Here is a 19,188-nt window from a genome sequence, read left to right as displayed (position 1 = left end):
GGTGTTATCTCCACAGGCTTTGCCTGGACTGGCGAGCTTGGTCGTCCTGCAGGAGATGAGCCTCCTTTCGGCGGATCTTGTCGCGCATGGACGGGCCATCGTCGCCGGTGAACAGCAGTGGCTCGGCGGTCAGGCGGCGCGAAGAACCATCGCTCTCCAGCGCTTGGCAGATCACCGCTTGGATGCCTTCGGCAACCACGTCGTAGGCGTTTCTCGCCAGTGGCTGGGCGAGCGTCACCAGGCGCTCGATCGCCTGATGACAGCTTTTCGCGTGAATGGTGGCGATCACCAGGCTGCCGGTCAGAGAGGCCTTGCAGGCCTGGTAGGCGGTGTCCTCGTCGCGGATCTCGCCAATCAGCACCAGGTCGGCGCCGGCCCGCAGCGTGCGCAGCAGAGCCTCGCTGTATCCGCCTGAGCGCCGTGAGGTTCTGACCTGGATGCACCGGCCGAGCCCATGTTGACCGCTGAGGTTGGTTTCCTGCGGGTCCTCGACGGCGCAGCCCACCCCGCCCAGCTCCTGCAGGCGGGCCAGGAGCAGAGAGGCGGCGGAGCTGGTCTTGCCTGTCGCCATCTCGCCGCAGAACAGGACCAGGCCCTGCAGCTGCGGATCCATCAGCGCGGAAACCACTTCGCTCGGATAGCCGATCTCTTGGAACTCCCGCAATTGGGCGGTCGACCGGCGCAGCACGAATACGCTGCCACTGAACGCGTCCTCGAGGAGGGTGACGCGAAGCAGAACGCCGTCGACGATGATGGCGAACTCAGGATCCTGCAGCTCCTCCAGCGTTTGCCTGCAGAGCTGGAGCAGTTCCTGGGCGTGCGACTCCCACTCGCGAGGCACCTCGACTCGGCGCGCGCCGGCGCCGGCCAGACCCTTCACGTCGGCGAAGCCTTCACCGAGGTAAAGGTCGACGAACTGAGCCTGGATGATTGGGTTCACACTCACGAACTGTAGGTCCAGGTAATGCTGTTGCTGTCGCTGCTGCAGGCCTGGGTCGCCGCTGCGGTGGTCACTTCACCAGTGATCGCGGATCCGCTGTTGATCTTGGTCTGCTCGAATGTGTTCTTCGCGATCTTGGTGGCCAGCGTGATACAGGCGTCCTGGGGCAACTTGCTGGTGGTGATCGAGAAGCCCATGCCGGTGGACGAGACAGTGACCGATCCGCCGTAGACGTTGTAGACGACGCCGGAGGAGACACTCATGTTCTTCGGCACGCCGTTGATTGCGATCAGGCTCGGGATCAGGTTGGTACCGCTGGAGCCGTAGCCCGAAGAGGTCTTCAGGGCACGTGCGTTGGCCGCAATGACGCTGATGTTGCGCTGTTCCTCGTTGGCGTTGGACGAACTGAACATCCCTGCCGCTGCGGCCAGCCCCAGGCCGACTCCGATGGCGATGATGATCAGCACGATGATCATCTCGATGGAAACGAAACCGCCCTGCGTCGGACGGGAAGTGCGTTGCGTAGTGCTCATGGAGCGCTCCTTGGTGAGGTTTCAGTGGTTCATGGATTGGATGAGCTGCTGTGCCTGGTAGGCGCCGAGCAGGACCAGGATCATCAGCGCGCCGATGAAGATCAGGGCGAAGTTCTTCACCAGCCCGGCGGCCAGCTCGATCTGCTTGAGGCTGGTCTCCTGCCAGCGGCGGCTGAACTTGACCAGCGCTTCGGAGAAGCCTCCCCGGTTGGCGAGGATGCACAGGTACTGGATGGCCTGTCGGTCGGGGAAATCGTGACCGGCGCTGCGAAGGGCGACTCCCAGGTTCTGGCCCAGGCCCACGCCGTAGCGGGCAGCTTCCAAGCGCTGCTTCAGCCAGGGCGGGGAGATCTTGATCATGCTGGCCAGGCTGTCGTAAGGGCGTATGCCGGCGTTGAGCATGACCGCCATGTTCAGCAGGAAGGTGGTGCCTTGGAGCATGCGGTAGATGGACCAGGGCGGCAGCGTCCGGTCCAGCCAGACCCGGCCTTTCCAGCGGTAGGTCGGCAAGGTGACGATGACCACCACCGTGAGAGTGATGACGGCGACCAGAACGTAGATACCAGGTCCTGTGACGAAGCTGGCAATGGCGTTGAGCGTGGCGAGTGGGCCGGTCCAGGTGACTGGGTCGGAAAGCCTGGCCAGGCTGGGGACCATGCGATAGGCCACGATGCACAGCAGGAACACCATCATGGCGGACAGCGCCGAGGGGTAGAGCAGCGCCTGCCAGATGGTGGCGCGGATCCTGGCCTGGGCCTCGACCAGGGAGACGGCATCGCCCATGGCCTGAACCAGGTTGCCGCTCATCTCGCCGGCTTCGATCAGCGCTCGCTCCTGGGCGGGCAGATAGAGCGCCATGGCGGTGGCCAGACGCTTGCCGTTGGACAGCCCCATCAGCGCTTCGCGACTGGCGATGGCCACCGGATGAAACGGATGCTGTCCCTCATGAGCGAAGATCTTGTGTACCTCTGCCACAGCGTCCTTCAGCGGGACCCCGTTTTCGAGCAGGGTGGACATGCTTTCGTAGAACTGCAGGCGTTCCTTGCGACCGAACTGCTTGCTGTAGAAGGCGAACTGCAACTGCTCCCAGAAGCCCCCCATCAGCACGCCTCCTGCGAGTAGAAGCTGTCGTCGAGCAGATGCTCATCGAAGTCGAGTGGCCCAATGAAATCCTCGACCATCTGCGGGTCGAACATGCCCTCGTTGATGCGGCGGATGGCGTGGGCGTGCTTGGTGATGCCCTGCATGGTCTTGACCCAGTAGTTGCGTGCCTCGGCTGGGCCGCCTTTGGCGAACACACGCATGAAGGCCAGGGTGGGCAGCACCACCTCGGCGACGATCGAGCGGCCGTTGACCCCGGAGCCACGGCAGGCCTGGCAGCCAGGCCCCTTGACATGCACCTGGGAAACATCGGTCAAGCGCTGGACCCGTTCGACCAGATCGGGCGCGAGCTGGTCTTGGTGGTCTTGGAAGCGCACTTTGCAGTGGGGGCAGAGCTTGGGCAGCAGGCTCTGGTTGATCAGGCCGGTCAGCAGGGCCGGATCGAACAGCAAGCCGGGGTCGACGCCCAGGTCCTTGAGGCGCTGGACAATGCCGATCGCGCTGTTGGTGTGCAGGGTCGACCACAGGCCGTGCCCGGTCATCGCGCCACGGAAGGCGGCGACAGCGGCGAAGAGGTCGCGCACTTCGCCGATCATCATGTAGTCCGGATCCAGGCGCATGCCGTTGGCGATGCCTGCGGCCCAGGCCTGGCGTTCTGCGTCTGGGTCAGTGGCGTCATAGACCAGTGGGGTCTGGTTGATGCCTTCGCCGCGAATGCGGTATTCCGGTGGATCCTCGATGGTCAGGATATGCTTGGATCCGCCATGCAGCTTATCGAGTCCTTCCATGGTGACCTTCAAGGTCATCGACTTCCCTGACCCGGTGGGGCCGGACAGGATGTTGATGCCGTAAGGCATGCGCATCATGCGATCGAACAGCGCGTTCTGCTCGGGCAGGTAGCCGAGCTGCTCCAGGCTGTCGAGGCCGGTATCGTCGTAGAGCAGCCGCAGGATCATCAGGAACCCACCGGCGCGCGGGCGGGTCGCGATCCGGGCGCCGAACAGGTTCAGCTTCTCGACGAAGGCCTGGCTCATCCGCGCGTCCTGGTCCAGTTGCGGCTTGAAAAGCGGCTCGGCCACGTCGCACATGGACTGGTAGATGGTTGCGCAAAGTTCGTGCAGTTCCTGGCTGCGGTACTGCTCGACGGTCTTCAGCAGGCCGTCGACGCGGAAACGGATCTTGCTGCCGGTGCCGGCGGGACTCACGACGAAATGCACGTCACTGGCGCGCAGCTCAGTGGCCTTACGAATGATCTTGACCACGCGCTCCTGCATCTGGGTGGCGCGCTGGCCATCGCTATCGACCAGGCCGTCCATGGCGACGGCGCGGTAGAGCTGGTGAATGGTCTGCAGGTCGGTGAGGTTGAGCTGGTATCGGAAGCCACGGCGATCGAGACGGTCGATGAACGACAGAACGTGAATGTCGTTCTGGTGGCTCTCCGATAGATAGAGCGTGCCGTCGGCGGCCAGGGCCATGATCTCCTGCAGGTGCTTCGAGACCTCCCACTCGCCACCGTCGGCGGTGAGCAGTTGGGTCACCATGGAGGGCTGTACAAGCGCGGCAATTTGAAGGTTCGTCATGGCGGTACCTACTGGATGAACGGCTGCGGTACCGCCCCGGGCAGCGCCGGCGGAACGGAGGCGCCTTGGGCCGAGGAGGCGGCTTGGGTCGGGGCAACGCTGGAGAAGCCCACGGGCACGCGGTTGCCGTCCTTGTCGGTGAGTACGACCTGGTCCAGGGAGATCGACTCGACGCGGTAGTTGCCCGGCAGCTCCGCGCCGCTGGCGGCGTCCACCTCGTACCCGCCCGGGAACAAGAATGTGGCAGTCATCTTGCCGCCGGCGCCGTAGATGGTCCGCACCACCGGCGGAACCGGCTGCGTGATCGTCGGCGGCGGCGCCGGCACCGGCATGGCGAACGTCTGCCCCTGGGCGCTGACGACCTGGCCGGTTTCGCCTTTGCCCTCCAGTTGCCGCTGCGCCGTGGCCAGACGCACCTTGGCCTCGGTGAGGATGGCCTGGGCCTGGATCTCCGCCAGTTCGCCAACGGTGCCGGCGCAGGCCTGGCCGGACGCGAGGAGGAAGAGCACGGCCACGGCCATGCCGATCGGCTCAGTTCGCATAGATTTCTCCTGTGACAGTCCAGTCCAACTGGCTGTCCTTGAGCGTGGTTTCGAGGTTGGTGATGCGGACCCCGGCGGCGGGCAGCCCCTGGAAGGTCAGGTCTGCCGGGAGCCTGGTCTGGGCGCTGAAGGTGAATTTCTTCCAGGAGGGCAACACCACTTGCTGCTCCGTCGCCGCTTCCGCGCCAGGAAGGGGCGGAGTTGTCTCCTGACTGATCGACAGCTTGGGCTCGACACCCTGACGGTACAGATGGCTGGTGAGCGCCTGCAGCACGTCGTCGGCTGGCTGCAGCGGCTCATCGCTACCGATGGCGACTTTCAGGTCGACCTTCAGGCCCGCGGTGTTGCCGTTGTCGATGACGAAGGCGGGGCGGTCGGCGAACAGGTGCTGGCTGGCCGCTGTCAGGTCGGCTGCCGTGCTGTTGCCGGTACGGTGGTAGGTGGCGACCAGGACCCTGCCGTCGCACTTGCTGGATTCGAAGAGCCAGCCCTGGATCGACAGCGACAGTACCCCCGTTGCCTTGCTACAGGCGCGTAGCATGTCCTCGAGGTCAGGCATGAGCGTCCAAGGCTTCTGCAATGACGCCAGGTCCAGCGGCTGCTTGGCCTGGGCGTTCTTCTCGGCCAGCTCGGCGAGGCGCCTCTGCTCCTCGAGGAGCGCGGCTTGTCTGGCGAGCTCTTGCTGGTGGGCATTCCATAGGTAGTAGGCGGTTAGCGACCCGCCTACCAAGCAACCGAGCAGGGCCACTGCCGTCCACTCCCTGGCTGACAAGCCGAAGGTGAGTTGCCGGAGGCGGTAGTCGCGCCGCAGGCGCTTCGGCGCGAGCAGTTCCTCGATGTCGAAGTCCTTGACGGGGAATTCGAATCCTTCGGGAACGAAGACCTGTGCGTTTCGAAGCACGCCGCGCGTAGAGAGCTTCCTGATCCGGTCCCTGGCTTCGTCGAAGGTGGTGACCAGGTCCTGGCCGGGGACGATCGCGCCATCGAGCGTGGCGACCAGTGCGTAGCGGTCCTCGTCGACCTTCCAGCAGGCCAGGAAGTCGCCTTCGAACTGGCCTGAAAGCGCCGAGGCCAGGGAGTACATGCCCTTGACTGCGCCTTGCGACTTCGAAACGAAGCCGGCCTGGATCACTGTCGGCGAATGGCGGATGGCAACGATGTCCAGATGCTCTTCCTTGCCCAGCTTGCGCGCTTCCTTCATGTACTGCCGCTGGCTGGATAGCGGCCGCCAGAACAGGCCGCTGACGAACTTGTTGCCGTGGTAGCTCAGGATCGAGACGTCTGGTCCACGGCTGCCGAGGTCAGGCTTCTCCATGGTTCAGCCCAGCACGACGGGGGTGATCAGCACCACGATGACCTCGCGTTTGGTATTGCGGGTCAGCCCGCCGCCAAGGCCGAAGAATCCGGCGTCGCCGGTGCCGACCTTGTTGGTGTCCTCGGTGGTCTGGTCGAAGCCGGAGAGCACCAAGGTCTCGCCGCTGCGCAGGCGTACCTTCTGGTCGAACAGCTGGATGTCGTAGCTCGGGAACTGGGCTTTGGAGTCTCCGCTGGTCTGCATTTCGAACGTCGGCCGGGAGGTCATGTTGATGTTGATCTTCAGCAGCATCTCGCCGCTTTCCATCACGAACGGCAGCAGGCTCATGTTGTAGCCGCTGGTCACGGCGCCCGGGATTAGCGAGGTGGTACTGCCGACCTGGGCGACGTTGGAGATCTGGCTGGAGGCCAGGTAGCTGTCGTAGCGGCCGATCTGGATCGGCGCCGACTGGAGGTTGAGCGTGGTCACGGACGGGGAGCGGACGGTCGAGACGCGGCCCTGCTGGGCCAGCGCCTGGACCATGGCCTTGGATCCTGCCCAGGCGCTGTTGGCGGTATCCAGGATGCTCACGGAGCCGGAGATCGCGCTTTGATCGATGCCCGGCATGGTGTTCTTCAGGCCGATGCCCCACTTGTTGTTGAGCGACTTGTAGACCAGGTTCCAGTCGATCCCCAGTTGATCCTTGTCGGTCAGGGCGACCGAGAGCACGTTGACGTTCAGCAGCACCTGCTTGGTGATGCTCTCGTTCTCCCGGTTGACCAACTGCTGGACGCGGTTGAGGACCTCTGGTCGGTCGGTGACGGTCAGGGTGCCCGTGGCACGCGACAGCGACATGCGTCCCATGCTCGGCGTCAGCATCGAGTTGATGCTGTTCTCTATGTCGCTGAGGATCGAGGTCTTCAGCTCAGAGCTGGTGGTCTGCTTGCTGCCGGAGTCGCCGCTGATGCCGGAGCTGCCATTCTGCCCAGTGGATCCGGAGCCATCCCCGCTGATGCCGGCGGCCGTCGTCATACCGGAACGCACGGTGGAGTCCACCGTGTTGACGTCGTCGAAGGCGTAGATGCGGAAGGTCCGAGTGTCCAGGTAGTAGAACTCGACCCGTTTCTCGGTTGGGTTGTAGCGCCAGGACACGCCGGCGCGGGCGGCGATGAGATCGAGGAATCCGCTGACCTTGCCGTTCCATTTGATGTTGTACAGCGACCGCGGGCCGTAGGACCCGAAGCTCGACCCCATGCTGCCGCCGGCACCTAGGGACATGCCGTTGGCGACGGAGGCAGGAAACAGCATGGTGGCCATGTCCTGGCCGCCTTGGATGGGTGGCGGGGCGTTGCTCGCGCGCTGCTGAGGTTGCAGGGCGAAGGCGGCCGGGTTCAGCGCGTCGGGCGTGATACTGACCGCCAGGTGGCATTGGTTGATGACTTCCTGGGCGGCCTCCTGCAGCGACGCTGCGCCTGCAGGGCGCCAGGTCACGATACAGTCACTGGACAAAGTGTGCGAAACGCTCAGGGGCTTCGTGCTGACCCAGGGTTTGTCGGAGAAAACCACCGTATCGCGGCGATCCGGTCGGGTGTTGCGCATCTGTGCTGCGATCGTCGACGCGGAATCTGCCGTAGCTTCGACACGATCCGCCGACTCGTTCACCCGCGTGACCGAGCAACTGGCCAGTGCGGGGATCAGGAGGCAAGGCAAGAGGTTCTTCAGGGGGGCACGCATCAGTTCTTGCGCTCCTTGATGATGATCAGGGACTGCGGCCGGCTGGCGTTCACCAGGAAGGGCCGTTCGGCAGCGTCATACAGCGGGAACAGCTCGGATACCGCGTCCTCGAAGGAGCCGTGGAAGGTCAGAGGAGCTTCGATCGGATAGTTGAGATCCAGCGGCTCCCAGCGGACGGTCCAGCGTGCGCGCTTTGCCCAGGCTTCCAAGGTGTCGCGCAGGGTTGATCCCGTTTCGGCTGACCAGGACTGTGCCAACTGCCGGCTCGGCTCCGCTGGCGTGAGCACCTTGACCGGAGGGGCGGAAGCCACGCTGGCCGGAGTGGGCGGCGTGGGCTTCACGGTGGAGGCCAGGGGCTTGATCGGTGCCGAAGCCGCGGGAGGAGAAGAGGGGTGGCCATCCTTGGCCGGTGCGGCTGGGGGGAGCACAGTGGTGGATTCAGGCTTCTTGGTCGGAGCGGGGCTGGTTGTGATCGGCGCCGGCGTTGGCACCGAGGCGACCACGACGGGCGACTCCAGCGTGCTGACTTTTTCTGTGGAGGAGAGTTGCGCTACCGCCGCTGGAGTTGGGGCAGCGGGCTTCGCATACAGTTGCTGGACCGGTTTCGGCCTCGGCGTCGGGGGAAGTTGATAGCCTGGGCGAAGCACGAAGCAGACCTGTCGCGCCACTTCGTCGACCTTAACCTGCCAGGCTGGACCGGAGAGGACCTGGAGGGTGTTGCGCAGGGTCATGGGGCCGAGCTTGTACTGAGCCGCCGGCAGCGGCCGGGTGTAGAGGATGTTCACATGACCGGCCTCTGCCGGGCACAGCGAGTAACCCGAGCGGCTCATCACGTACTGCATGGCATCTTTGACGCTCGGGTTCATGCTCGACGGGATGGTCACGTCGATGATCTGAGCCATCAGGTCGCGCTGGCCAGCGTCCGGCTGGGTGCTGACCAGGGTGTAGCGCCCGTAGCGCACGACGGGCTCCTTCTCCGGCTGTACGCCATTCGGGTACAGGTCCGGTGAGAGCAGGTCTGGATTGCGGCTGCTGTCGAAGGCGGGCCTGGCCGGCTCAGCCTTGTGGGTCGTGCAGCTGGCGAGCAGCAGGCACAGCGTGAGAGTGGTCAACTGCCTGGTCATTGAGGCCCCCTTTGATGATGGGGCACACAATGGCAGGCCAATCGCCATGCCTCAGCAGGAAATACTCGGCGGAGGGCCAGGGCTTTTTTATCCAGTTAGGCTTGCGGCTAAAAGCGCACGGTTTCCGTCGACCTGCTCTGGCTCGATGAGGTCCTGGGCTACCTGGCGTTTCGCGTTGAGCAGTTGCCACAGCTGCTCGTCGATCGTGCCCTCGACCAGTGGGATCTTCACCACCACCATGCGGAGCTGGCCGTTGCGGTACGCGCGGTCCTCGGCTTGTTCCTGCTGACCGGGAGTCCAGGGCAGACCGAGGAAAAACACGTAGTTCGCCGCAGTGAGGTTGTTGCCCGTCCCGGCGGCCGCCGTGGTGCAGATGAACACCCGGCAGTCGGGATCCTGCTGGAAGCGATCGATCGCTTTCTGCCGCTTGGTGAGCGAGTCATTGCCCACCAGCGTGACGCAGCCGAGCCCGGCCTGCTCGCAGAGTTCCTTCAGCGCAGCCACGGTCGGCTTGAACTCGCAGAACAGGATCACCTTGTCCTCGGCGTCGAGCTCGCTCAACAGGTCCATCGCCACGCGAACTTTCACCGTTTCCAGGTAACGCCGCAGCGCGCCGAGTCGCGCGAAGACCGGTCGGTCCTCGAGGCGCAGCACGTCGTATTGCTGGCGTTCCTCGGTGGAGAGGGCCACCTTCAGCAACTGCCGCTGCTTGCCCTTGAGGCTGGGCAGCACATCTTTGCGCCTGCGCAGCATCCAGTCACCCAGCTCCGCCCGCAGACTCTGGCGGAACTCCGGGTTGCCGGCGAAACGGTCGCAGAACTCTTTCAGCGGCAGTTGGCCGATGGGGTGGCCTGAGAGGCGCAGCAGGGTGTGCAGCTCTGTCTCGCGGTTGAGCACCGGCGTGCCGGTAAGCAGGTAGCGGTTCGGCACTTGGGCGGCAATGTCGAAACCGTGCCGCGTGCATTGCGCCGTCGGTTCCTTCATCCGCTGCGCCTCGTCGATGACCATCACGGCGAAGCGCGAAGCGTTGGCGACGAAGGGGCTCAACTGCTCGTAGTTGACGAGGATCCACTGCGCCTCTGGGGTGTCCTGCTGGATGGCCACGGTGGCCGAGGGATAGACCTCCTGGATCTCCCGCTGCCAATTGATCAGCAGGGTAGCCAGGGTGATGACCAGGATTGGTCTGCCCGCCGCGCGGATCGAAGCGGCGATGACCGCCTGGCGGGTCTTGCCCAATCCCATGTCGTCGGCCAATAAGGCGCTGGTTCTCTGCAGCAGATGAGCGATGCCGTCAGGCTGGTGGGCCAGTAGAGAGTAGCCCTGAAGCGCCGCCTCGATATCAGCCGAGCTGTACTCGGTGCGCTCGATCTCTGGCACCGCGGCGAGGTAGATGTCACAAGCTGACTCGTCCTCCAGGGATAGCGCTGCCGGTTCCTGCTGTGGACCGCCGATGCTCATGCTGGGCAGCTCGGTCGCCGGCGCGAAGCTACCGTCGCTGAGCAGCTCCTGGACGGTATCCAGGATCTCGAATTGTTCCTCGGCGAGGCCAAGCTCCAGGATCAGGTTGCTGCGGAGCAGCTCAGTTGTGGCGTCGATGCGCCAGGAGCTCGATGGGCGCAGGAACACCCCGCGCATCCGCCGAGCCACCGCCACCACACCGGGATGGAACTCGCCTGACAGCAAGACGCCGCCCTCGGCCAGCGGCGCGATGCGCAGCAGCAAACCCCAGGTGAAGGCCTGTCGGTCAAGCGAGGCCTGTGCAGATTCGACCATGCCGCTGAAGTCCCGCCAGGACTGTGAGTGGAGGCCTCCAGCGAGCTCGGCGAGTCGGTTGTACAGCGAGTCCAGTTCGGGCAGCAACTTGCCCTTGGGGACCCGCCAGTAGCGGTGCAACGGATGCTCCCGGGCGCTGATGAAGAAGCCGGACAGTTCCAGCAGCGCGCGGTTGCTGCCTGCGATGTAGGGGATCTTCAAGCCGAAGTCGTAGCCGTCGAAGATAGCCCGCTGCAGAAGCGTCGAAGGAGTCGCGGAGGTACGGTTGACCAGACGTGGACGGCTCATCGGTTTTCCAACCGAGTGAGCAGCCACTTCGCCGTGGCTTCGGCGAGGCCCGCCTTCCAGCGACCATCGGCGAAGCGCGTCATGTGGACGGTCATGTCGGGCCAGTTCAGGTTCGTCGCTATGGCTCCAGAGCGAATCCGTTCCATGAACCAGCGGTATGCTTGGCCGGCAGGGGAGTCGGCCGGCACGGGGGCATTATCGAATTCGCGCAATTGCACCGTGGAAAGGTGCTGGGGATTCCAGGGCCTACCTAGAGGCTCGCCATGCTCACGCCTGAGCTCCAATTCGGCAGAGGCCAGTGGACGACCAGCCTCACGTACTGAGAGCAGTCGGCAGTCTCCTCGGTAGGCGGCCTGGTCGTAGCTATCGATGCAATGGGCCAGCGCGATATGTTCGGCATAGAGATCGGCAGGGCAGCGGAGCTCGGCGATCTGCAGGCCATTGGGGCAAGCGATAAGGCCGACAGGCAGCATTCCCTCCCAGGTGGTGTACTCGTCGGTGTCGACCAGATCGGCCAGGCTGCTCTGTACTGTGGCGCGCAGTTCCCTCTGGACCTGGTGGTAGTCGTCCACCAGGTTGCCAGCCTGTCGGTAGGTACAATGACCCAGATACGCCTTCAGGGCACTGCGCGCCTGCCGAACAACCTGTGAGTTCCCCTGGTCGAGGGCGGTATAGAACTCCTTGATATCTCTCAGCCGTGCAGTGATTGCAAGCCATGCCGGATCCTGCCAATCCGACGGGCAGCCGTTGAAGAGCCGGTTGTAGTCAGGCTTGGCGTTGTGAATCTGCCAAGGGATCGCATTGTAGGCTGCATAGAATGCTGTCCATTGAGCGCGAGTGATCGGCCGCCGGTTACCAAGCGATGCTGCCAGTAGGAGAGCATGCCATCCCGAATGTCGGCCTTCCCGTTTGCGATGGAAGAGAGCTCCTCCCGCACGGCCAGGACTGACGTGACTAAGAAATCGAATCGAGGCCCGTGGCGCCTGAAATAGCCAGGCGAAAAAGTTGATGACCGAAATCCCTTCGTCCGCGACCTGCCCAAGAATACGGCCCATATCGAGATACCAGTCGCATGGCATGGTGGTGGCCTGCGGTCGTTCACTGTCAAGCAGGGAAAAGGGGCAAGGAAGGAAATGGCGGATGCTCTCGCCGTTGTCGTTGGTCGTCGTGTGGGGCCAGACTCCCTCCTCGCAATCCACCAGTAGCGGCGTCAAGATCGGCTGAGCCTTCAGCATTTGCAGCCGGCGCCTCTGGTCGCCTTGAGCCAGCCAGTTGTAGAGCTGGGGCGAGAGGCACCGAACCGAGCGGATGGCGAACAGCAGGTTCTGGTCCACGGCCTGTCTGAAGGTTCGCAAGACCGCTCCGATCTGCTTCAAGTAGAACTGGCGCCTTGGTGCGTAGTAGCGCTTGTTGCTGTGGCTCGGATACACGAGGCGACGTTGAAGTCCGAGATCGACCCTGGCCATCTGTGTGGCTAGGTCGTGCGCTCGCTTGGTGTACGAGCTGAGTACAGCAACTGCGTCGTCGAACGTCTGAAGGCGCTGTAGCAGCTTCAACGCCCCGGCTGGGGACGGCGTGCTTGCAGGGATACGATGGGCAGGATTGCATTCCCACGCACCGATCAGTTGACCGTCGAACACCTGGAGCAGAGGCCCTGCGCGCATGATGGTGTAACGCACACCATTATCCGCAGCGACGGTGATGCACCAGCACCTGGTCGTAGAGGTGCTGCGCAGGTAGTGACGGATGAACTTGGCTCGAGCTGTCCCTGCGAGGGAGAAATGCGTTGCCCAGGTATTGGCAACGGCGAGCTGCCGCTCGCTGTAACGGGCCAGGGATGGATCCTGTAGTGGCTCGGTGGGGGAAGTCCTATCGGGTGGTGCCACGCGCATGCTCCTGTGAAAGCGAGCAGCACTGTGGCCGGTTGGTGTGCTTCGGATCGATGGGAAATGTTCAGGCCACGCGGCCTGAATTTTCTTGCAGGTCTGACCGCGAGCTCAGTCTGAGATGAGACATTTCAGCCTTGCCTTCCAGCCTCGTGGTTGCTCTTCAGATGGTTTTCTCCGAATGAGGTCGATGAGTTGCTCCCTCGCTTGGGCTTCGTTCAGGGATATTTCCTCCTGGGTCTTGAGGTTCAACCAGTTCAATGTGGTCTGGTAGGTGTCCATCTTCCAGCCTGCAGTATCTTCCCGACCCAACTGCACGCGCTCCGGATGAACTTGTACAGGCAGCCCTTGTAGCAGGACCTGTTGCCGGAGTTGCCCGTACAGGCGGTAGAAGGCGTCGTTGACCTGGTAGTGGTTGAGCGTCACGTCGTGGAGCTGGCTCTTCTGCTGCTCGGCCAGGAAGAATCGAGCAATACAGGTGCGGTGGTTGCCGTCGGAGCCGACGTAGAAACTCAAGCCATCGAGTGTGTTGTAGTGGATCGCGGGCCTGCGCTCCGTTGGCTGCAGGTAGTAGCTCGGGTTGTCCAACAAGGCCTGCAGGTTTCGCTGCATTCGCTTGCCGCCAGTGAGGAAGTCGAGCCAGGACCTTCCCCGGTAGTCTTTGCGGTCGGTACCCACGACGCGGAACACATTGATCGATCCCGTCTCGGTCCAGTAGTGGCTTTGAAGGAAGGCGTGCTTTTCCTGGGGGTAGGCCTCCTCCCACGACAGCAGGACCTCTGATGCCCATGCTGGCGGTTGCTCGACTTGCCTGCGCACGAAGTCGAAATTGAGGTTCCTGTCGGTACTGGTCTGCATGTTCATGTATTTATCTATAGCCCGCGCGGGTTGTCGAAGTCAGGTTGGCCGTCCTTGGTGGGGTAGCTGACTTTGCAGCCGGTGCTGCGATAGCCGCTGCAACCCCAGAAGTCGAAGCCGCCCTTGCCGGCTTTCTTTCGGTGGACCAGGGGCAGACCGCACTTGCCGCAGAGGAAGTCACTGGCCGGCGCCGTGGGAGCGCTGGCGGTAGAGCTTGCTCGCGGGTCGCCCTGTGCGCTGGGGTGCGCGCGCAGCGTCTGCAGCTCTGACTGCAGGAGCTGGTAGAACTGCTGGACCACGTTCATGTAGGTGTCCTCGCTGTTGGCGATCCGGTCCAGGGCGACCTCGAGGTTGCGGGTAAAGTCGAGGCTCAGGAAGCTGAAGTTGTGCTCCAGGAGCGCTATGGTGGCCTCGCCCAGCTCGCCGGGGATCAGGCTTCGGCCCTTCATCTGCACCTGGCCCTTGTCGATGATGTTCTTCACGATAGAGGCGTAGGAGGATGGCCGACCAATCCCGCGGCGCTTCATCTCGCCCACCAGGCTGGCATCGGTGAAGCGTTTGGGAGGGGTGGTTTTCTTCTCCAGGACCTCGCCGCTGTAGACCTTGAGTATCTGGCCTGGCTCCAGCGCCGGGATGGGGCTTGAAGGCGTTTCGTTCTTTTGCTCCTCGGCATCATCGCCCTGCAGCAATTTTCTCCAGCCAGGCACGTTCAACAGCTTCCCTTTGGCGCCGAAGCGCAGCGGCTTTTTGTCGGGGCCGACGCCCAGGAGGGTGATGGTTCGCACTGCGTACACGGCAGCTTCGATCTGGCTGGCAAGCGCGCGAACTCGAATGAGCTGGTACAGCGCCTGCTCATCAGCAGTCTCACCGGCGGAAGCGGCCATCCAGTCGGTAGGGGTGATGGCGGGGTGGCCTTCCTGGGCGTCTTGGTCCGCTTTGAACATTCGCTGTTGCTCTACACACTTCAGCCCCAAGGCTTTGGCGACAGCACGGATATCCGGCATCGAGTCCTTCGAAATATTGGGGTTGTCCGTTCGGTGGTAAGTGATGAGCCCCTGTTCATACAGCCGCTGGGCGACTTTCATCGTCTTGTCGGGTGACCACTTCAGTGCATTTCCGGCTGCCATCTGGAGCGAAGAGGAGATGAACGGCGCCGGAGGCATATCGGTTTCTTCGCCATCAATGCAGGTCTCGACGATCACATTGCGTATAGCCCCCACCAGTTCTGCGAGTTGACGATCCTGGATATACGGAAATTCCTTGCTGGCAAACGTGGGCACTGGATCCCACTCCGCCTTCCAGGTGCGGCCGTCGCTGGGCGAAACGAAGGCCAGTTCCACCCCGAAATGCTTGATTGGTGTGAAGGCGCGAATCTCCCGCTCTCGCAGGACCACCAGGTACACAGCGACGGACTGCACGCGCCCGGCGGTGGTTGGCTTGCCCATCACGCGCCGCAACTCTGGCGTGACCAGATACCCCACCAGGCGATCGATGACGCGACGGCATTCCTGCGAGGCGACCTTCGGGAGGTCCAGGCGACGCGGCGAGCTGAGTTCGGCGCTGATGCATGACTTGGTGATCTCTTTGAAGGCAACGCGCTTGTAGTTCTTGATCCCGGCAGCCTGGAGTATGTGCCAGCCGATGCTTTCGCCTTCCCGATCCGGGTCGGATGCGACGTAGATCTCCAGAGCTTTCTGCTGCAGATCCTTCAGCCGTGCGACGGTTTTTTCCTTGCCCGAGAGGATCTGGTAGTGCGGTTTGAAATCTTGGCCCACGCCGACGGTGAGCATCTGCGGATCCTGGCCGTGAACGGGGAGGTCTCTGATGTGGCCGGCTGTCGCCTCGACCTGCCAGGTCACGTCGGGACGAATGGAGGGGAGAAGGGACCGCAGCTTTTTCAGCTTGCCCGGGGCTTCAATGATTACAAGGTGCATCGGCGGAGTCTCTCGGAACAGTCGGTCGAACTGTCGCGGTCAGAGAGCGGGCCAACAATGAGAAATGAACGGTGCGTTGTTGCAGTTTTCGGGAGGTGCTGTAGAGCGGGATCGATCAGAAATCGAGCTGCTGTTGCTGCTCCTGGGCAAACCCTTTCAACCAGGACGCCCGCATTGCAGGATGACTGTAGGGGCAGTCGAACACCCGTAGCCCTTTCCGCGCGGCCTCAGCACCAATAGCCCGTACAGTCCGGTGGGGATCGTTGAAGTGTCGTCTGTCCAGCTTGTCGGTATCGGTCGCTCTCTTTGACACACTGCACCTCGTACTGGTCGAGATTTCCGATTCGGAAGCCCTTGCCACCAGAGACTTCACGAACGGGCGGCCAAAATTAAGGATGCTGGTTTATCAGCTTTTGCCGGCATAACTGTTCATTGCGGTTGCTCCAGTCGCTGGAATGCTTGTCGAGGCTGCGGGCGGCGAAGAGAGGTTCTTGCCACCTGCAACTTCACGAGTGGGCGCGGAAAATTAAGACCGGCGTTTCACCGTCGCGTCGGCAATGCCTTGGGCTATCCTGATGAAGGATGCGCGATCTTCTTCCTCCATAAGCGCCATGCACTCCAGAACTGATATCTCGTCGGCGCTGAGGGGCTGCCTGGTCAACGGCTCATCGCGATCCCGAAATGAGCAATGTGAGCCTGCTTGGTCATCTTTGCTGTTCATGGCGGAGTTTCCTGCGGGGGGCTTTGTCGAAGCTGCGGGTGGCGAAGAGTGGTGCTTGCCACCCGCAGCTTCACGAATGGGCGGCCAAAAATTAAGCCGCCTGCTACATGGGGATGTCGTCGTCGAAGGCGCTGTCGTAGTCCTGCTGCGATTGCGCATCCTGCTGAGCAGGTTGCTGCGGGACGTTCCGAGACTGTTGATGCTGGGTCGATTGGCCGTTGGTAGACGGCAACAGGGTGACCTCGGCCAGGCGATGCGGAAGGATGGAAATGCGCGAGGCTTCGACCTTCAGCGCCTGGACTTCTTCGCCTGACTCTTTGTCGGGCCAGCGGTCCATAATGGCCCTGCCTTCGACCTTGACGCGCATGCCTTTCGTGAACAGTTCGGCGAAGCGCTGGGCATCCTGATGCCACCATTCGACGCTGCACCAGAAGCCGCCGCGATCCTTGTAGCCACCTTGGCCATCGGGAATCGAGTTGTCGAACATCACGTTCAGTCGCAGCAACTGCCGCGGGGGATTGTTGCCGTTGGGGAAGCTGCGGTGCTCCGGCGCCGAGCCAATGTTGCCTTCCCAGAAGACGGGGGTAGCCATGATGAATCTCCAGTCAGTGGTGGTTGGTGCTCTGCTGCAGTCGGCCCATGAACTCGGCCTCGGCCTGGCCCATCTTTTCCGCGCACTCGGCGGCCTGCTTGCCGATGGAGTGGATCAGGCTGATCTGCATGTTGAGGGTGATGCGCTGCAGCTCCATCTCGTAGAGGTCTTGCAGCAGGTATTCCGGGGTCTTGTCCTGGCGCAGCATTTCCGCCCACACCCCGACGCCCATCCGCCGGGTTGCAATGTGCTGCCAGCGAAGAAAGGTGGTGCGGGCGGATGTGCGCTGCTCGATGAGTCGGGCGGGCAGAAGAGTGAAGGGCGTGCGACGAACCTGGGCCAGCAATCGCTGGGCAAGTTCAAGCAATCCCTGCTCCAGGACTTCGCACTGCTCCGCCAACTGGGCCAGCTCCCCCTTACCTTTAAAAGGCTTTAAAAGGCCTTTTAGTGAGGCACTGTGTTGCAGCGCCTGGAAGGCAGTTTGTTGCAGTGGGCGGAAGGCACTTTGTTGCAGAGCGCCTTGCTGGTCCTTATCGAGCTGCCGCATTCCGATCAGTCCTCGAGCTCGACACGGTCAGCGTCATCATCGGCATCACCGTCAGAGCGGCCTCGGGTGATCGGCGGAGCGAAGTTCGAGCGTCGGGTGCCCTCCAGGATGTCCTGTGGGATCTCGCCGAACTTCTCGTACATCTTCCGCGCGGCTTCGGCGCGAGCATTGTTTGCGGCGAAGTCGTCGCGAGTGGCCCCCGAGAACTGGTAGCTCTGGGCCAGACCAAAGAGGCTGCGCAGCACCGACGCACCTTCGTCGAGCCAGACCTCCATGTCGCGGCGACCGACCAGTCCGACGTGCTGGGCCAGCAGGATTCGACGGGCGAGTTCGTCGTAGTTGGTCAGGAGATAGACTGCCTTGAAGCCGAGAGGGTTGGAGATGAACAACGGGACCTTGACCGGTGTGACGGACAGGTTCTCGGAGATATCGAGGGTCGCGGGCAGCTTGGCCATGACGTCATCCAGTCGCTGGTCGATGGCCTTGAGTGCGGCTTGGCAGCTCTCGACTTTCTCTTCGATCTGAACCAGCCACCAGTCGGAGTACGGATCGTCCAGTGCTGCCCCGCGGTGCATGCGATTCACGTAGGCGCAGAAGCCGGAGAGGCCGAGGATGCTGTGCTTGGCATCCGACTTCTGCCGGCCTGTCCAGATGCGGGCGGCGTGATAGGTGTGAAGCGTCAGGGCGACATCGCTGCGGAGAGAGCCGATCTGAAGCCGATGGGTTTCAGCCATGGTGCAGTGTTCCTTTATAGGGAAGGGGTTCGGCCACATCGTGCTGATCGGGGTAGGAGCGCGCAGTAGGAAATACATGGTTCGCCGCTTGGGTATTTCCGCTGGCAGTGCGGGTTCATCATCATCCCGCTTGCGGCTCATGGAGGTTGGCTTCCTTCAGCTCTTGGCCCCCTCAGGGGCGTTGTCTATCGCTACGTCGACGCAACTTTTGAGCTTGCCGAGCAGCTCGCTCAGTTCCTGCAGCTCCGTAAAGTCGATAGGCCATTCATCGTTGTCGTTGAATAGGGTTGCCAGCCCTAGCAGCCGCTCGAATTCGAGTTCGTCCATAGGGGCATACACGATTGAGTCGCACATCTTTTCGGTTCCTATTGGGTGAGAGAAGTTGATAGCCGTCGTCGGCACCGAGGTCGATCCTTGGCAGAGTGGTGCGGGCCGCACCACCCAGCTCACCGTCGGCGCCGAGGCCAGGACCTGGCAGAGTGTTTCGGGCCGCAACACCCAGCTTGCCGCCGGCGCCGAGGCCAGGACCTGGTGGAGTGTTGCGGGCCGCAACACCCAGTTTGCCGGCGGCGCTGAGGTCGATCCTTGGCAGAGTGTTTCGGGCCGCAACACCCAGCTTGCCGCCGGCGCCGAGGCCAGGACCTGGTGGAGTGGTTCCAGTGGAAACACTCATCTTGCCGTTGGCGCCGACTTGGGTATCTCTACCGTTGGTAATCTGGTTGGCAGTTCATGTAGTTGGCTTTGTTGCATGAAGCTCCCCACATCGCTTTTTCTGCCATTTCAAAGCGATACATCTCAACCGTAATGGTCAACACGGTTAGTGAATACCCGAACACGGTCAGCATTAACAACAGCCTGAGTTCTCGGTCGTTCCACGCATCTGTAAAAAGTGCAGAAAGAACGAGAACGACCAAAAAGAAAGGGGCCATGCTCAAGAACATTGTTTGAGTTCCTCGTGTGTGGTGATGTCTCGCTTTGGCAGAGTGTTTCGGGCCGAAACACCAAAC

19 protein-coding genes are annotated in these 19,188 nt (G+C 62.5%); all 19 read right to left on the bottom strand.

Going from position 1 to position 19,188, the window contains the following annotated elements; genetic code table 11:
- Positions 1–4: 4 nt before the first annotated feature.
- Complete coding sequence (locus HMPREF3014_RS04975; RefSeq protein ID WP_021205782.1) at positions 5–946, bottom strand: ATPase, T2SS/T4P/T4SS family; 942 nt, start codon at positions 944–946, stop codon at positions 5–7.
- On the bottom strand, positions 943–1,473 hold the full coding sequence (locus HMPREF3014_RS04970) for a type 4 pilus major pilin (RefSeq protein ID WP_003099765.1): 531 nt from the start codon (positions 1,471–1,473) through the stop codon (positions 943–945). Before HMPREF3014_RS04970 ends, HMPREF3014_RS04975 begins: the two co-directional genes overlap by 4 nt.
- Before the next feature lie 21 nt (positions 1,474–1,494).
- Positions 1,495–2,574 (bottom strand): type II secretion system F family protein, encoded by a 1,080-nt coding sequence (locus tag HMPREF3014_RS04965; protein WP_003109360.1) that lies wholly within the window; start codon positions 2,572–2,574, stop codon positions 1,495–1,497.
- The gene (locus HMPREF3014_RS04960) at positions 2,574–4,154 is read right to left on the bottom strand and encodes a GspE/PulE family protein (RefSeq protein ID WP_023104013.1); all 1,581 of its coding nucleotides are present in this window, start codon (positions 4,152–4,154) and stop codon (positions 2,574–2,576) included. The genes HMPREF3014_RS04965 and HMPREF3014_RS04960 overlap by 1 nt, the downstream gene beginning before the upstream one ends.
- Positions 4,155–4,162: 8 nt before the next feature.
- Positions 4,163–4,696, bottom strand: a complete 534-nt coding sequence (gene pilP, locus HMPREF3014_RS04955; RefSeq protein WP_023104012.1) for a type IV pilus biogenesis protein PilP — start codon at positions 4,694–4,696, stop codon at positions 4,163–4,165.
- On the bottom strand, positions 4,686–6,011 hold the full coding sequence (gene pilO2 / locus HMPREF3014_RS04950) for a type 4b pilus protein PilO2 (RefSeq protein ID WP_023104011.1): 1,326 nt from the start codon (positions 6,009–6,011) through the stop codon (positions 4,686–4,688). Before pilO2 ends, pilP begins: the two co-directional genes overlap by 11 nt.
- Positions 6,012–6,014: 3 nt before the next feature.
- Positions 6,015–7,724, bottom strand: a complete 1,710-nt coding sequence (locus HMPREF3014_RS04945) for a PilN family type IVB pilus formation outer membrane protein (RefSeq protein WP_003123331.1) — start codon at positions 7,722–7,724, stop codon at positions 6,015–6,017.
- Positions 7,724–8,848: a PFGI-1 class ICE element type IV pilus protein PilL2 gene (locus HMPREF3014_RS04940; RefSeq protein WP_015503578.1), complete on the bottom strand. Its 1,125-nt coding sequence runs from the start codon at positions 8,846–8,848 to the stop codon at positions 7,724–7,726. Before HMPREF3014_RS04940 ends, HMPREF3014_RS04945 begins: the two co-directional genes overlap by 1 nt.
- An 87-nt stretch (positions 8,849–8,935) precedes the next feature.
- Positions 8,936–10,909: a DEAD/DEAH box helicase gene (locus HMPREF3014_RS04935; protein ID WP_023104010.1), complete on the bottom strand. Its 1,974-nt coding sequence runs from the start codon at positions 10,907–10,909 to the stop codon at positions 8,936–8,938.
- Positions 10,906–12,801 (bottom strand): hypothetical protein, encoded by a 1,896-nt coding sequence (locus HMPREF3014_RS04930; RefSeq protein WP_155714264.1) that lies wholly within the window; start codon positions 12,799–12,801, stop codon positions 10,906–10,908. Before HMPREF3014_RS04930 ends, HMPREF3014_RS04935 begins: the two co-directional genes overlap by 4 nt.
- Before the next feature lie 105 nt (positions 12,802–12,906).
- Positions 12,907–13,659 carry a hypothetical protein gene (locus HMPREF3014_RS04925; protein WP_023104008.1) on the bottom strand — a complete coding sequence of 251 codons (753 nt, stop codon included), beginning with the start codon at positions 13,657–13,659 and terminating at the stop codon, positions 12,907–12,909.
- 8 nt (positions 13,660–13,667) lie between these two features.
- Entirely contained in the window at positions 13,668–15,587 is a 1,920-nt protein-coding gene (gene topA / locus HMPREF3014_RS04920; protein ID WP_023104007.1) for a type I DNA topoisomerase, read from the bottom strand.
- A gap of 115 nt (positions 15,588–15,702) precedes the next feature.
- Positions 15,703–15,900, bottom strand: coding sequence for an ICE-associated protein CrpP (gene crpP / locus HMPREF3014_RS33085; protein ID WP_031644039.1), 198 nt, complete (start codon positions 15,898–15,900; stop codon positions 15,703–15,705).
- Positions 15,901–16,113: 213 nt separating this feature from the next.
- Positions 16,114–16,308 (bottom strand): hypothetical protein, encoded by a 195-nt coding sequence (locus HMPREF3014_RS04915; protein ID WP_031632157.1) that lies wholly within the window; start codon positions 16,306–16,308, stop codon positions 16,114–16,116.
- Positions 16,309–16,411: 103 nt separating this feature from the next.
- Positions 16,412–16,900: a single-stranded DNA-binding protein gene (locus tag HMPREF3014_RS04910; RefSeq protein ID WP_003134107.1), complete on the bottom strand. Its 489-nt coding sequence runs from the start codon at positions 16,898–16,900 to the stop codon at positions 16,412–16,414.
- A 13-nt stretch (positions 16,901–16,913) separates the two neighbouring features.
- Complete coding sequence (locus tag HMPREF3014_RS04905) at positions 16,914–17,447, bottom strand: DUF3158 family protein (protein ID WP_004347972.1); 534 nt, start codon at positions 17,445–17,447, stop codon at positions 16,914–16,916.
- Between the two features lie 5 nt (positions 17,448–17,452).
- The gene (locus HMPREF3014_RS04900) at positions 17,453–18,181 is read right to left on the bottom strand and encodes a PFL_4669 family integrating conjugative element protein (RefSeq protein ID WP_023098073.1); all 729 of its coding nucleotides are present in this window, start codon (positions 18,179–18,181) and stop codon (positions 17,453–17,455) included.
- Between the two features lie 156 nt (positions 18,182–18,337).
- Positions 18,338–18,508, bottom strand: a complete 171-nt coding sequence (locus tag HMPREF3014_RS04895; RefSeq protein WP_003159716.1) for a hypothetical protein — start codon at positions 18,506–18,508, stop codon at positions 18,338–18,340.
- A 374-nt stretch (positions 18,509–18,882) separates the two neighbouring features.
- Positions 18,883–19,188, bottom strand: a 306-nt coding sequence (locus HMPREF3014_RS34890) for a hypothetical protein (protein WP_218189578.1), incomplete at its 5' end; no start/stop codon positions are given.

Origin of the sequence: Pseudomonas sp. HMSC065H01 (assembly GCF_001815235.1) — a bacterium.
Lineage (GTDB): Bacteria > Pseudomonadota > Gammaproteobacteria > Pseudomonadales > Pseudomonadaceae > Pseudomonas > Pseudomonas aeruginosa.
The sequence above is the reverse complement of the archived record's forward strand: the minus strand, read 5'-3'. Positions and strand labels throughout refer to the sequence as shown.

Excerpts from the sequence above, each read along its gene's own strand:
- HMPREF3014_RS04970 (WP_003099765.1), bottom strand. The coding sequence starts at position 1,473 with ATGAGCACTACGCAACGCACTTCCCGTCCGACGCAGGGCGGTTTCGTT.
- HMPREF3014_RS04965 (WP_003109360.1), bottom strand. The coding sequence starts at position 2,574 with ATGGGGGGCTTCTGGGAGCAGTTGCAGTTCGCCTTCTACAGCAAGCAG.
- HMPREF3014_RS04960 (WP_023104013.1), bottom strand. The coding sequence starts at position 4,154 with ATGACGAACCTTCAAATTGCCGCGCTTGTACAGCCCTCCATGGTGACC.
- pilP (WP_023104012.1), bottom strand. The coding sequence starts at position 4,696 with ATGCGAACTGAGCCGATCGGCATGGCCGTGGCCGTGCTCTTCCTCCTC.
- pilO2 (WP_023104011.1), bottom strand. The coding sequence starts at position 6,011 with ATGGAGAAGCCTGACCTCGGCAGCCGTGGACCAGACGTCTCGATCCTG.
- HMPREF3014_RS04945 (WP_003123331.1), bottom strand. The coding sequence starts at position 7,724 with ATGCGTGCCCCCCTGAAGAACCTCTTGCCTTGCCTCCTGATCCCCGCA.
- HMPREF3014_RS04940 (WP_015503578.1), bottom strand. The coding sequence starts at position 8,848 with ATGACCAGGCAGTTGACCACTCTCACGCTGTGCCTGCTGCTCGCCAGC.
- HMPREF3014_RS04935 (WP_023104010.1), bottom strand. The coding sequence starts at position 10,909 with ATGAGCCGTCCACGTCTGGTCAACCGTACCTCCGCGACTCCTTCGACG.
- HMPREF3014_RS04930 (WP_155714264.1), bottom strand. The coding sequence starts at position 12,801 with ATGCGCGTGGCACCACCCGATAGGACTTCCCCCACCGAGCCACTACAG.
- HMPREF3014_RS04925 (WP_023104008.1), bottom strand. The coding sequence starts at position 13,659 with ATGAACATGCAGACCAGTACCGACAGGAACCTCAATTTCGACTTCGTG.
- topA (WP_023104007.1), bottom strand. The coding sequence starts at position 15,587 with ATGCACCTTGTAATCATTGAAGCCCCGGGCAAGCTGAAAAAGCTGCGG.
- HMPREF3014_RS04915 (WP_031632157.1), bottom strand. The coding sequence starts at position 16,308 with ATGAACAGCAAAGATGACCAAGCAGGCTCACATTGCTCATTTCGGGAT.
- HMPREF3014_RS04910 (WP_003134107.1), bottom strand. The coding sequence starts at position 16,900 with ATGGCTACCCCCGTCTTCTGGGAAGGCAACATTGGCTCGGCGCCGGAG.
- HMPREF3014_RS04905 (WP_004347972.1), bottom strand. The coding sequence starts at position 17,447 with ATGCGGCAGCTCGATAAGGACCAGCAAGGCGCTCTGCAACAAAGTGCC.
- HMPREF3014_RS04900 (WP_023098073.1), bottom strand. The coding sequence starts at position 18,181 with ATGGCTGAAACCCATCGGCTTCAGATCGGCTCTCTCCGCAGCGATGTC.
- HMPREF3014_RS04895 (WP_003159716.1), bottom strand. The coding sequence starts at position 18,508 with ATGGACGAACTCGAATTCGAGCGGCTGCTAGGGCTGGCAACCCTATTC.